At 73.2% G+C, this 12,926-nt stretch carries 11 protein-coding genes and 1 pseudogene; 3 read left to right on the forward strand and 9 right to left on the reverse strand.

Features of this window, described 5'->3' with window-relative positions:
* Positions 1 to 139: 139 nt before the first annotated feature.
* Positions 140 to 1,117 (reverse strand): TetR family transcriptional regulator, encoded by a 978-nt coding sequence (locus ACSMXO_RS09810; RefSeq protein WP_346256079.1) that lies wholly within the window; start codon positions 1,115 to 1,117, stop codon positions 140 to 142.
* A 157-nt stretch (positions 1,118 to 1,274) separates the two neighbouring features.
* Here ACSMXO_RS09810 and ACSMXO_RS09815 point away from each other — a divergent pair, with 157 nt between their 5' ends.
* Both ACSMXO_RS09815 and ACSMXO_RS09820 read left to right on the forward strand, forming a co-directional pair.
* On the forward strand, positions 1,275 to 2,201 hold the full coding sequence (locus ACSMXO_RS09815; protein WP_346256080.1) for an ABC transporter ATP-binding protein: 927 nt from the start codon (positions 1,275 to 1,277) through the stop codon (positions 2,199 to 2,201).
* The gene (locus ACSMXO_RS09820) at positions 2,198 to 3,826 is read left to right on the forward strand and encodes an ABC transporter permease (protein WP_455417449.1); all 1,629 of its coding nucleotides are present in this window, start codon (positions 2,198 to 2,200) and stop codon (positions 3,824 to 3,826) included. The genes ACSMXO_RS09815 and ACSMXO_RS09820 overlap by 4 nt, the downstream gene beginning before the upstream one ends.
* A gap of 85 nt (positions 3,827 to 3,911) precedes the next feature.
* Here ACSMXO_RS09820 and sigB read toward each other — a convergent pair whose 3' ends face one another.
* Complete coding sequence (gene sigB / locus ACSMXO_RS09825) at positions 3,912 to 4,949, reverse strand: RNA polymerase sigma factor SigB (protein WP_455419209.1); 1,038 nt, start codon at positions 4,947 to 4,949, stop codon at positions 3,912 to 3,914.
* 282 nt (positions 4,950 to 5,231) lie between these two features.
* Here sigB and ACSMXO_RS09830 point away from each other — a divergent pair, with 282 nt between their 5' ends.
* Entirely contained in the window at positions 5,232 to 6,020 is a 789-nt protein-coding gene (locus tag ACSMXO_RS09830; protein ID WP_346263480.1) for a sporulation protein, read from the forward strand.
* A 49-nt stretch (positions 6,021 to 6,069) separates the two neighbouring features.
* Here the strand turns inward: ACSMXO_RS09830 and dtd are convergent, their stop codons facing one another.
* From dtd to ACSMXO_RS09865, 7 genes and pseudogenes are all read right to left on the reverse strand, one after another.
* Complete coding sequence (gene dtd / locus ACSMXO_RS09835; protein ID WP_346263478.1) at positions 6,070 to 6,492, reverse strand: D-aminoacyl-tRNA deacylase; 423 nt, start codon at positions 6,490 to 6,492, stop codon at positions 6,070 to 6,072.
* A 5-nt stretch (positions 6,493 to 6,497) separates the two neighbouring features.
* A complete protein-coding gene (locus tag ACSMXO_RS09840) occupies positions 6,498 to 7,982 on the reverse strand; it encodes a DUF7782 domain-containing protein (protein ID WP_455417450.1) in 1,485 nt (494 codons plus the stop codon).
* 102 nt (positions 7,983 to 8,084) lie between these two features.
* Positions 8,085 to 9,176 (reverse strand): CPBP family glutamic-type intramembrane protease, encoded by a 1,092-nt coding sequence (locus ACSMXO_RS09845; RefSeq protein ID WP_346263476.1) that lies wholly within the window; start codon positions 9,174 to 9,176, stop codon positions 8,085 to 8,087.
* Between the two features lie 395 nt (positions 9,177 to 9,571).
* Positions 9,572 to 10,198, reverse strand: a pseudogene (locus ACSMXO_RS09850) (lytic polysaccharide monooxygenase auxiliary activity family 9 protein); the annotation flags it as partial.
* 366 nt (positions 10,199 to 10,564) lie between these two features.
* Positions 10,565 to 11,005: a cupin domain-containing protein gene (locus tag ACSMXO_RS09855; protein WP_455417451.1), complete on the reverse strand. Its 441-nt coding sequence runs from the start codon at positions 11,003 to 11,005 to the stop codon at positions 10,565 to 10,567.
* A 127-nt stretch (positions 11,006 to 11,132) separates the two neighbouring features.
* Positions 11,133 to 11,720 carry a hypothetical protein gene (locus ACSMXO_RS09860; RefSeq protein WP_346263474.1) on the reverse strand — a complete coding sequence of 196 codons (588 nt, stop codon included), beginning with the start codon at positions 11,718 to 11,720 and terminating at the stop codon, positions 11,133 to 11,135.
* A gap of 534 nt (positions 11,721 to 12,254) precedes the next feature.
* Positions 12,255 to 12,683: a hypothetical protein gene (locus ACSMXO_RS09865; RefSeq protein WP_455417452.1), complete on the reverse strand. Its 429-nt coding sequence runs from the start codon at positions 12,681 to 12,683 to the stop codon at positions 12,255 to 12,257.
* Positions 12,684 to 12,926 lie beyond the last annotated feature (243 nt).

Here is a 12,926-nt window from a genome sequence, read left to right on the forward strand (position 1 = left end):
CGGCACCGTGCCCGCCGGTGGCGTACCGGCCGGCGGAGTCGCCGGTGCTGCGGTCCTGGCCGGGTCCGTGGCGGCGTGTCCGGCCGGGCGGCGGACGCTGTCGCAAAACCGTCTCGAATTAGTATTGGAAACCGTCTCGTTATGTCTCCGGGTGGATCGGATCGGTGACCCGCAGGTGCCGGTAGAGGGTGGCCCGGGAGACGCCCAGGCTGGCGGCGATCTGGTCCACGGTGTGCAGGCCGGCGCCGTGCATCGCCCGGGCTGTCCGCACCTGTTCGGCGCTGAGCCCGGGGGGTCGCCCCGCCCGGCGCCGACGGCCGGGCCGGACCCGCTCCGGACCCGGGTGCCGGCCTCCCGCCTCGCCCTCCGGGCCGGGTTGCCAGCCTCCGGACAGCTCGTCGGCCCGGCCGGTCCGTGCTCCCGGCACCGGGCCGGTGCCGCCGCGTCGGGTGTCGCCGACCGGTACCACCTCGGATGTCGTGCCTGCTGCACGGGGTGGCGCGGCCCGCTCCGGCCCGTCCGGTCCGGCGGGCGGAGCCGCCCCGGGCGGTGCCGGCTCACCGGATGGCCGTGCCGGGTCGGGCAGGAGTCGGACGGCCCCGTCGAGCAGCGCCGCCCGTAGTTCGTCGTCCGGCATGTCGGCGAAGAAGACGATCGGGTCGCCGAGCATCCCGGTCGCCTGGATGGCACGGATCCGTTCCAGCCGGGTCGCGCCCGGCCCGGCGACCAGGTCGTACGCCTGGGTGGCGAGTCGCATGATCCGGGCGTACGTGCTGCCCCGGGCCAGCAGCGTCATGTCGTGATAGAGCGTCCCCAGCGGACGGCGGTGCCGCAGCAGGGTGTCGAGCCAGCCCTCCAGCGCCGCCCAGCGGGCCGCCGGCCAGGGCAGCCGGGCCGCCCGCTCCAGGGCCGCCTCCAGATCGGAGACGAGCGGCTCGGCCAGCGCCACCAGCAGGTGCTCCTTGCTGGGGAAGTGGTAGAGGATGCCCGCCTTGGTCAGCCCCAGCCGGTCGGCGATCTGCCGCAGCGAGGTGCGCTGGTAACCCTGCGCCCCGAACAGGTCGAGGGCGGTACGCAGGATCCGGCTCCGGGTGTCGAGGGCGGGCGGGTGGTCCATCCGCCCAGCGTACCGGCCACTGACCGTCGATCAGGAATCTGTGACGGTCGTCCTACCATCGGTCAGTACACTGGGGACCGAGACACCGTCACGATCTGGCTCGATGCGCCGTCCAGGCTGGGGACGACGCGGAATCGGCAACTAACAAGGGAGCGTCATGACCGCGATCTCGGTGGCCGGCCTGGTGAAGACCTTCGGGGCCACCCGCGCGCTGGACGAACTGGACCTGACCGTCCGGTCCGGTGAGGTGCACGGGTTCCTCGGGCCGAACGGGGCGGGCAAGTCCACCACCATCCGGATCCTGCTCGGCCTGCTCCGCAAGGACGCGGGCGAGGTCGGCGTACTGGGCGGTGATCCCTGGCGGGACGCCGTGTCGCTGCACCGCCGGCTGGCGTACGTGCCCGGCGACGTGAACCTCTGGCCCAACCTCTCCGGCGGGGAGGCGATCGACCTCTTCGGCGCGCTGCGCGGCGGCCTGGACCGGGCCCGCCGGGACGAGCTGTTGCAGCGCTTCGACCTCGATCCGACCAAGAAGTGCCGCACCTACTCCAAGGGCAACCGGCAGAAGGTGGCGATCGTCGCCGCGTTCGCCTCCGACGTCGAACTGCTGGTGCTCGACGAGCCGACCTCCGGGCTGGACCCGTTGATGGAGGCGGTCTTCCGGGAGTACGTCGCCGCGCTGCGCGACGCGGGCAAGACCGTACTGCTCTCCAGCCACGTGATGTCCGAGGTGGAGGCGCTCTGCGACCGGGTCAGCATCATCCGGGCCGGCCGTACGGTCGAGTCCGGGACCCTGGCCGAGCTGCGCCACCTGACCCGGACCCCGATGACGGTCGAGACGGAACGCCCGGTGGACGGGCTCGCCGACCTGGCCGGGGTGCACGCGGTGACCGTCTCCGGCTCGACCACCCGGTTCGAGGTCGAGTCCGGCACCCTCGACCCGGTGCTGGCCCACCTCGCCCGGTTCGGCGTACGGGCGCTGACCAGTACGCCGCCGACGCTGGAGGAGCTGTTCATGCGGCACTACGGCGACGGATCCGGGACCGCCCCCGCCCCGCGTCCGGTGCCGGCGGGTGCCCGATGAGCGCGTTCACCGGCACCGCCCGGCTGACCCGGCTCGCGCTGCGCCGGGACCGGGTGAAGCTCCTGGTCTGGGCGCTGGCCCTGCCGGCGGTCGGCGCCGCGGTCGCGCAGAGCGTCTCCGGCATCTACGGCACCGAGTCCGACCGGATCGGCTACGCCACCACCAGCGCCGCGAGCGTGGTCGCGCGGGCGTTCAACGGCCCGGTCTCCGGACCGAGTCTCGGGTCGGTGGTCACCGCCGAGGCGTACACGATGCTGGCCCTGCTCGCCGCGTTGCTCAGCACCTTCGCGGTGGTCCGGCACACCCGGCAGAACGAGGAGACCGGCCGGGCCGAGCTGCTCGGCTCGGCGGTGGTCGGCCGACACGCCCCGCTCACCGCGGCCCTGCTCACCACGGTGGCCGCCAACCTGGTCAGTGGGCTGCTGCTCGCCCTGGTGCTGGTCGCCGGTGACCTCCCGGCGGCCGGCTCGCTCGCCCTCGGCGCGGCGACGGCCGGGATCGGGGTCTCGTTCGCGGCGGTCGCCGCGGTGACCGCCCAGCTCTCTGGTACGGCGCGCGGCGCGAACGGCATGGCCGCGGCCGCCGTCGGGCTCGCCTTCCTGCTCCGGGCCGCCGGAGACGCCTGGGGGACCGTCACGGCCGACGGGATGGGGGTGGTCAGCGCCTGGCCGTCCTGGCTCTCCCCGCTCGGCTGGGCCAACCAGGTCCAGCCGTTCGACGGCAACCGCTGGCCGGTGCTGGCCCTGACCGCCGGTTTCGCGCTGCTCGCCGTCGGTACGGCGTTCGTGCTGACCGCCCATCGCGACCTGGGCAGCGGGGTACTGGCGGTCCGCCGGGGGCCGGCGGTGGCGGCCAGCGGGCTGCTCAGCCCGGGCGGCCTGGCCTGGCGGTTGCAGCGTGGCGTGGTGCTCGGCTGGGCGATCGGTGTCGTGGTGATGGGGCTGTCGATGGGTTCGGTCGGCGACCAACTGGACAGCTTCGTCGGCGAGAACGAGGCCGCCAGCGAGCTGATCGCCCAGCTCGGCGGCACCGAGGAGCTGGTCGACGCGTTCCTGGGCACCATGATGGCGATGTTCGCGCTCGCGGTGGCCGGCTTCGCGGTGCAGGCGGTACTGCGGCTGCGCACCGAGGAGGCGGCCGGCACCCTGGAGGGAGTGCTGGCCACGGCGGTCAGCCGGCCCCGCTGGCTGCTCAGCCACCTGATCTGGGCCGCGCTCGGTGCGGTCGTCCTGCTGGCGCTGGCCGGTGCCAGCACCGGACTGGGCTACGGCCTGGTCAGCGGCGACGTGCCCGGCGAGGTGGCCCGGCTCACCGTGGCCGGACTGGTCCAGGCGCCGGCGGCGCTGGTCCTCGCCGGCCTGGTGGTGGTGTTCTTCGGGCTGCTGCCCCGGCTGTCGGTGGCGCTGTCCTGGTCGGTCTTCCTGCTCTGCGTCCTGCTGGGCCAGCTCGGCGCGCTGCTGGAGCTGCCGCAGCCGGTGCTGAACCTGTCGCCGTTCACCCACCTGCCGGCGGTGCCGGCCGCCGACCCGAGTGCCACCCCACTGGTGGTGCTGCTCGCCGTCGCGGTCGCGCTGACCGGGCTCGGCCTGGCCACGTTCCGCCGCCGAGACATGGCGATCGGCTGAGAAGGACGGGCACGAAGGGCGAACAGGGGCACAACGCGGAGCCCCCGCCACCGGACAGGCGGCGGGGGCTCCCGCGTGTTACGGCTCAGCTCGCGTACGCCTCCAGCCGGTCGGCCCGGGACGGGTGGCGCAGCTTCAGCAGGGTCACCTTCTCGATCTGGCGGATCCGCTCCCGGGAGAGGCCGAATTCCCGGCCCACCTCGTCCAGGGTGCGCTGCCGGCCGTCGTCCAGGCCGAAGCGCAGCCGGATCACGGCCTGCTCGCGGTGCGAGAGGGTGGCGAGCACGATCTCCACCTCGTTGCGCAGCATGCCCTGCGATACCGCGTCACCAGGCTCCTCGCGGGGGTCGACGGCGGCGACGAAGTCACCGAGCGCGCTCTCGCCGTCCTCGCCGACGGCCTGGTCGAGGCTGACCGGCTCCCGGTCGTACGAGATGAGCTCGATGACCTGGAACTCCGGTACGCCCAGCGCGGCGGCGACCTCGGCCACGGTGGGCTCCCGGCCGAGCTGGGTGGCCAGGTCGCGGCGGGTCCGGACCATCCGGTTGACCTGCTCGACCATGTGTACCGGGATGCGGATGGTGCGGGCCTGGTCGGCCATGGCCCGGGTGATGGCCTGCCGGATCCACCAGGTGGCGTAGGTGGAGAACTTGTAGCCCTTGGTGTAGTCGAACTTCTCGACGGCGCGGATCAGGCCGAGGTTGCCCTCCTGGATCAGGTCCAGGAACGCCATGCCCCGCCCCGTGTACCGCTTCGCGATGCTGACCACCAGCCGCAGGTTCGCCTCCAGCAGGTGGTTCTTCGCGGCCCGCCCCTGGGCGGCGACGAGTTCCAGGTCCGCCCGCAACTCCACCGGCAGCGCGCCCCGGGTGTCGGTGCTCAGCTTCTCCTCGGCGTAGAGCCCCGCCTCGATCCGCCGGGCCAGTTCCACCTCCTGGACGGCGGTGAGCAGCTTGGTCCGGCCGATGCCGTTGAGGTAGGCCCGGACCAGGTCGGCCGAGGCGCCGCGCTCGTCGGTGGCGTCGAGGTCGACCAGGACCTGCCCGCCATCCCCGGCCGGCTCGTTGTCGACGCCGGCCGCGCTGGCCGGGTGAGTGTGGCTCTCGCTGTGCTGCAGGACCATCATCTGTCGCCTCCCCGCTTCGACAATGTGGCGCGTCCCAGCGGACAACCGCGCTGGTGACACATAGCTTGGCCGGTAGGGCGTGAAGCCGAGGTGAGGCGAGCATCGGGTTGGCATGAAACCGGGAGATGACAGAGGGCTGATTCGTCCCGGTTTCTCGACCTTGATCCGATTGATCACCGCCGGTCCGTCGGAAGTCGGCCCGGTACGCGCCCGGCGGTACTTGCCGGTGACGGTTACCGTGCGAGACGGGATCGAGATCAACGACGGATGGAGGACGTGGTGGTCTTCAAGCGGTTGATGCAGGCGATGGGCGTGGGCGGTCCGTCGGTCGAGACGGTGCTGACCAACCCGAACTGCCGGCCAGGCGGTTATCTGGAGGGCCAGGTCCACGTCGCCGGCGGCGACCACCCGGTGGACGTCGAGTACGTCTCGCTCGGCCTGGTGACCCGGGTCGAGGTGGAGAGCGGTGACAGTGAGTACAACACCACCCAGGAGTTCCAGCGGCAGCGGGTGACCGGCCCGTTCCGGCTGGAGAGCGGGCAGCGCCACGACCTTCCGTTCCGCTTCGAGGTGCCGTGGGAGACGCCGCTGACCGAGATCGGCGGTCAGCACCTGCACGGGATGACCATGGGGCTGCGTACCGAGCTGGAGGTGGCCCGGGCGGTGGACAAGGGCGACCTCGACCCGGTGGCGGTGTATCCGCTGCCGGCGCAGGAGCGCGTCATCGACGCCCTGGTGCAGCTCGGCTTCCGGTTCAGCCGGGCCGACGTGGAGCGCGGCCGTATCTACGGGGTGCAGCAGAGCCTGCCGTTCTACCAGGAGATCGAGTTCTACCCCGGGCCGCAGTACGCCCGCGCGATCAACCAGCTTGAGCTGACCTTCGTGGCCACGCCGCAGCAGTTGCAGATCGTGCTGGAGATCGACAAGCGGGGTGGGCTCTTCACCGAGGGCCGCGACGCGTTCGGCCGGTTCACCGTCGACCACGCGTCGGTGGACCGGACCGACTGGGTCCGGCAGCTCGACGGCTGGCTGCGCCAGTCCATGCAGAAGCGCGGCCTGTTCTTCTGAACCGTCCCACGCCGGTCCGCCCGGCGGACCGGCGAGGTCCGGGCTCCTCCTACAACTCCAGCAGCACCGTGCGCGGGCCGACGTTCACGCTCTCCACCAGCATGTGCGCCCGGAACCGCCCGGTGGACACCGTGGCGCCGCGCAGCCGCAGCGCCTCGACGAACGCGGTCACCAGCGGTTCGGCCAGCTCGGCCGGGGCCGCCGCGCCCCAACTGGGCCGGCGGCCCTTGCGGGCGTCACCGTAGAGGGTGAACTGGCTGACCACCAGCAGCGGCGCCCCGGCGTCGGCGGCGGACCGCTCGTCGTCCAGGATGCGCAGCTCGTGCACCTTCCGGGCCAACGTCTGCGCGGTGGCCCGGGTGTCGGAGTGGGTCACCCCGAGCAGCACCAGCAGCCCGTCCGAGACCGCCCCGACCACCTCGCCGTCCACCGTCACACTGGCCCGGCTGACCGTCTGCACCACCGCCCGCACGGCGGTCAGTTTGCCACGGGTGCCAGGACGCCGCGTTCCACCAGGTGCGCGATGATCGGCCCGGCTGCCTCGGCAAGGTCCTCCGGGGGTACGTCGTGCGCCAGCGCCAGCACCGCGAGCTGCTCGCGCAGCGGCACCTGGCCGTTGGCCCCGCCGACCAGGGCCAGCACCAGCGGGTCCACCTCCTCGGTCCAGCGCAGTCCGTGCGACTGGACCAGGACCTGCCGGTCCACCGCCCAGCCGTCGTCGCCCATCGACGCCTCCTGGCGCAGCTTCAGCCCGTCGACCGCCCGGAACCGGGTGGCGAGCAGCGCCTCGTCGTCCCGGCCGCGCAGCCAGTCCTGCCGGTCGAACCAGGCCGCGATCTGCTCCCCCATCGGCGGCTGTACGGCCTGCCGCAGGTCCTCGACCCGCACTACCGGATCGGTGTGGCCGCCCCGGCGCAGGTTCACCACGCCGAAGCCGATCGCCTCCACCTTCTGCGCGTCGAACCAGTCCAGCCAGGCGGCCACCCGGTGCGGGTCGGCCGCCTCGCCGGCGTCGGCCAGCCACAGGTCGACGTACGCCATCGGGTCGGCGACCTCGCGCTGGATCACCCAGGCGTCCAGGCCGGTACCGGTGAACCAGCCGGCCACCCGCTCGCCCCAGTCCTCCCCGGCCACGTGCAACCAGTTGGCCAGGTACTGCATGGTGCCGTCCTCGGTGAGTAGCCCCGGCGCGGCGGCGGCGAGTTCGGCGGCGATTCCGTCGCCGACCCGGCCCGAGTCGCGGTAGCTGTGCGTGGTGGTGCCCGGGCCGACCACGAACGGCGGGTTGCTCACCACCAGGTCGAAGCGGCGCCCGGCCACCGGGCCGACCAGGTCGCCCTTGCGCAGTTCCCAGCGGTGTCCGTTCAGCGCGGCGGTGGTCGCGGCGAACCGCAGCGACCGGTCGGAGACGTCGGTGGCGGTCACCGAGCGGGCGTGCTCGGCCAGGTGCAGCGCCTGCACGCCGCTGCCCGTGCCGAGGTCCAGGGCGCTGCCGACCGGGCGCCGGATGGTCGCCCCGACCAGCGTGGTGGTCGCCCCGCCGATCCCGAGCACGTGGTCGGAGGCGAGCGGCTGGCCGGGCCGGGCGCTGGCCGGCACGTCGGAGAGCACCCACCAGGAGTCCCCGTACGGCTCCAGGTCGACGCCCTGGCGCAGCCCGTCGCCGACCCGTTCGAGCAGTCCTCCGGCGAGCGCCTCGGCGAGCGGCAGCGGGGCGAAGGCGGCTCGTACCGCCGCCTCCGGCTCGGTCTGGGCGCAGACGAAGAGCCGGATCAGGGTGGCGAGCGGGTCCCGGTCCTCGGTGACCCGCAGCGCCGCCCGATAGTCGTTGCGAGCCAGTCCGCTGGTCGCCGCCGGGCCGAGCCGGTCGGCGATGCCGCTCGAGGTGTAGCCCGCGCTGGTCAGTGCCGTCCGGAGCTGGTCCACCCCAGCCGGGGACAGCAGCATCTCGTTCCCGTCCACGGCGTCCATCCTGCCCGCCGGCCCGGCCGGGCCGACCCGCAACCCCCGCAGTTGGCGACCCGGAACCACCCCGTCGGGTGTAACCGGCTGCGGCATCCCGGGTCAGCCGGCCGGTCCGATCGGCGTTTCCCCAGCTCTCGGCCGCTGTTCCGGCTCCGGCACGGCCGGAGCCGGATATCCGGCTCCGGCAATCGGCTGCCCGGCAACGGCGGTCGGGTAGGCAGGCACCGGGAACGGATATCCGGGGGTGGCGGTCGGGTATGCGGATCCGGGGGCCGGGCGCTCGGGCGAGACGGTCGGCAGCCGGTGGCGGCGGGCCAGCCAGAGCACCACGACGGCGTAGCCGGCGTGCACCAGCAGGCTGACCGCGAACATCTCCCAGGGGCCGTCGGCGGCCGTCTCCTCGCTGGCGAGCTGACCAAGCGCCGCCGCGCCGACGAACGAGATCAGGTTGTTCACCACGTGCAGCGCGACCGCGGCCTCCAGGCCGCCGGTACGGATGGTCAGCCAGCCCAGGACTCCGCCCACGAACGCCAGGTCGGCGAAGCCCCACCCGGTACCCCAGCCGTGTGCCAGCGCGAAGAGCACGCCCTGAAGGGCGATCGCCGGCCACGGTGTCCGGAGAAACGCCCCGACGCCCTGCAACAGCCAGCCCCGGCAGACGTACTCCTCGGCGGCGGCCTGCAACGGCACCAGCAGGAGCAGCACGACCAGTGCGCCGAGGAAGCCTGCCCAGCCCGGCCAGCCGGTGTCGACGGCCTCGCCATCGTCCAGACCGCCGGTCAGCGCGAGCAGGCCGAAGCTGCCAGCGAGCAACAGCAGCACCGCCGGTACGGCGAGCAGCGCGCACCGGCCGAGCCAGCGCCAGCGCAGCCGGCCGAGCACCGAGGAGACCGTACCGGCCGGACGGGCCTGCACCCAGCGCGCCGCGAGCAGCACGAACGGCAGCGCGGCGGCGATGGCGGCGAGCAGCAGCGCGAGGTCGCCCAGGGTGCCCAGTGTCGGCAGGCCGTCCGGGCCGGTCGGGCGCCCGGCGAGGGTGGCGATCGCGGTGCCGACGCCGGTCAGCAGGCAGAGCACCAGCAGGGTGCCGCCGAGGATCAGCAGGGTGCCGAGCGGCGGGCGCCACCAGCGGTGCCGTTCGGTCCGGGCCAGCCGGTGGTAGGGGGTACCCGGGGCGGGTGCGGTCGTCATGTGCCAAGCGTGCCGCGTCGGCGCCAACGGAACGCCGGCCGTGGTTCCGAACCGGCACCGAACCTGCCGGCGATCGGCACCATCGTCGAGACGCTCGGCGGCACAGCCCGAGCCGACCCGGCGGGCGCCGGTCTGCCCGATCGGGCCGGGCCGGATCGGGCAGCGGTGTCGAGGACGAACGGCGGCGCGGAGGTGGTGGCGACATCGCCATCCGTGGTGGCTGTCGGTGGGATCCCATCCGTCGTGGCTGTCCGCGGGCCGGAGAGGGCCGATCTCGACGGGATGCCGCCGCCGGATCGGGCCGGTGGCATCCCGTCGAGAGCGTCACGGTTCGCCGCGCGGGGGCGGGCCGGGCGACGTGCTCGCGGCCGGACGGGCCGCGGGTCGGAGCGTCAGAACGTCACGTCCGAGCAGCCGTAGAAGGTCTCCGTGCTGTCGGACCGGGTCCACACCGAGTAGATGATGTGGTGTCCGCTCTTACCGGACGGCAGCCGACCGGTCCAGTAGTAGTGGCCGTCGTTGCTGCCCACGTTGCCCCGCTGCGGCGGGTTGGTGACCGAGGAGAACGGCGTCGACTCCAGGTCGCTCCAGGCCAGCGGGCGGGTGGGGCTCCAACTGTTCCGGGTGACGTACAGGTCGAACCGGCCGGGGTGCGCCGCCCAGTTGCTGTACCGGAACTCGACGCTCGCGCCCGAGCTGACCTGGGCCTTCGGGAAGTCGTTCCGGGCCAGGTCCCAGCCCCGGAAGGTGGAGTTGCCGCCGCTGCACAGCTGGCCGTCCGGGATGAAGCCCTGGGTCCGGCCGGCGCCGTCCGAGCGGAGCACGCTGAACCAGTTGTAGAGCGGGGAGACGCCGCTCACGTTGGCCGCGGCGACGCAGCCGGGATTCTGGTTCACGATGTTGCCCTGCGGGGTCAGGCCGTCCCGGTAGCACGCGTACGTCCGGCTCGCCGGAACCATCAGCGCGCCGTGTGCGTTGGCCGGGTTCGGCGAGATCACCGTCAGGAGGCCGGCGGTCAGCACGGCGGAGACGCCGACAACCGTCAGTCTGCGCAGGAGTTTCACGAGTTGATCCCTTCTGTTCGACCGCTGCCGGAGGATGTCGTCGGGCGGCGCGGTCGGGCGGACTCCGGCGGGGCGCGCGGGCGTGGTGGTGGCGTCCGCCGCGCCCGGTCACCGGCTGCTGGTATCAGGCCCGGATCCCACGCGCACAGCACGGTTGCCCCCGTACTGCGGCGATATGAACCATTGCAGCACGGATGGCCGGCTCAATCAATAGGTGCCTATCGATACCTGACCGGGCTGAATGGTCCCGCATGTCCAGTCGGGGCCGGGGCCTGCGCGGCCGGAGACGGCGCGCGCCGTGGGGGTCGGGCTGCTGCGGCCGGCTCAGGCCAGTTGGAAGTCGGCGAAGTCGAAGCCGGGTGCCACCACGCAGCTCACCAGCACGGGGTGGTCGCCCGCCGGCTCGGCCGACTGCCAGACACCGCCGGGGATCACCACCTGCGGCCGCTCGCCGGCGGGCACGTCCGGGCCGAGCCGGACCTCGGCCGGTTCCTCCGCCGGCACCTCGGCCGCGCCGCCGAGCCGCAGCCGCAGCGGGCCGCCTGAATGCCACAGCCACAGCTCGTCGGAGCGGACGACGTGCCAGCGGGACCGCTCCCCGGGTTGCAGCAGGAAGTAGATCGCGGTCGCGGCGGCACGCGGTCCGGCGTACCCGTCGGGGGTGAAGGCGTGCGCCGAGCGCCAGGTCTCGCGGAACCAGCCCCCCTCCGGGTGCGGGGCCAGGTCGAACTGCTCGGCCAGCGGGGGTCGGTGCGGTGTCGTCACGGGTCGACCTCCACTCGGGTACGCCGGGCCGGCCCGGCACCCGACGAACCGGAAGTCTACCGAGCGGAGTACGCCCCGGCGGCCGGCCGGGACTGGGTACGACGTCGGCCCGGCCGCCCCGGGCGGGTCAGAGCCCGGCCGCCTCGTCGTACCGGCGGCGCAGGTCGGCCATCTCCGAGGGCTCCAGTGCCTCCTTCTGCGCCAGTTCCTCGTACTTGTCCGGGAACATCTCCTTGAGCCGGTCGATGAACCGGACGTCCTCGGTCGCCTCGACCACCTGGATCCCCGGCGGCTCGGTGGACATGTCCACGATCACCGGACCGGCCAGCTTGACCGCCCAGTCCCAGGGCCGCTTCTGCTCGGCGACCCCGCAGAGGTGGAACCCGTAGACCGTCTTCACCTCGGCGAGCGTGCTGACCCCGCTCGGCTCGAAGCCGTAGACGTGTACCCCGCAGATGACCGGCGGCTTCTTCCCGTCCTTCTCGGCGGTCGCCTGCTCGACGTTGTGGCCCGTGTGCTGGTGCTGCCCGGGGTCGGCCGATTCCAGTGTGGTGCGCAGCCGGGTCATGATCTGCCCGCGCAGATCGGGCGGCCCGGCCTCCGAGCCGGCCGTGTTGACCAGTACGACCGTGCCGGCCGACACCGCCAGCAGGATGACCGCCACCCACACGAAGCGGTTGCGGTACCACCCCGTGAAACTGTTCCGGGTAATCATGATCGTGTCTCATCTCGTCGCCAGGTTGGTGCGTTGGCAGAACTCGTCGGACGCGCCAACCCATGGTGGGTGGTGTCCGTCGTTGTCGGAACGTGCCCGGCGAATGCAGCGCGGATCGGGCGCAGCGCGAATCCGGCGTCGAGGCGGCGCGCTGCCGGCACTGCGTGCTCCCGTGCTGGCCGTTCCCAGTGCGGTTGCCCCCGCACTGCGGCGATATGAGCCATTCCAGCACGCCCCGCCCCGCCCCGGCAACATCGACGGCCCTCAACGGCCCGCTCGGTCCGGCCGGGCTGTCGGCGCCGCCCGACAACTACCCTCACGGCACGCTGGTCGCCGGCGGCAGCCGTACGGTCTTCGTCAGCGGCCCACGCCAGCGATCACCATCATCATCACCGACATCTACGCCGAGGAATGGTTGCGCGAAATCGAGGTTGTGCCCGTCGGCGACTCGTGCTCTGGGCTGTCGGCCGGTCTAGTCGAGCGCCGGCACCGACTGCGGTGGCGGTTCGTCTGGTCCAGGGACTGTCGGCATCGTCAACGGCTCGACGCCGGCCCGGGCGGCGGCCGGTGACCGGGGACCAGGCTTCGAGCCCCGCCGGCCAGGAAGAGCAGCGCCGAGGGCAGGAACGCGACGCCGAGGCCGCCGAGGGCCAGCAGTAGACCCCAGCCGCCGATCACGACCGCCGCGACGAGGTCGAGGTACCCGGCGATGCGCGGGACGAGCCGCTGGGCCAGCGGTGGCAGGGCGGCGGCGATCACCGGTACGCCGAGCAGGACGAGCGCCGCCACGCCGGAGTCCTCGACGGTGAGTGGTGTGAGGATGACCGCCACCAGCGCGGTGATCACCAACCCCGCCCGGCGGACCAGGCGCTGCCCGTCGCCCCCTCGGCCGACCAGCACCAGTACGCCGACCGCCAGTACGGCGGCGAGCGCACCCAGCGTCGTCACCAGGATCAGAGTCATGGGCCCCTCCGAGGCAGTCGGGAAGATCCGAATTGACGGCCACTCCACCCGGGGCACCGGGCGTGTCCGAGGCGGATCGGGCCCACCGGTTAGATTACCGTCGATCCTGGGCCGGTGACCCGCCGTCGTCCGGGCAGGCCGCTCCACCTGACCCGGTCTGGCCGGCCGGTGGGAGAGGTGGGCAGCCGTCGAGCAGGACCGTGCCGAGCGGCGAGCCCGTCCGGCCGGGGCGCCCGCAGCGGC

The organism is Plantactinospora sp. DSM 117369 (genome assembly GCF_053764795.1).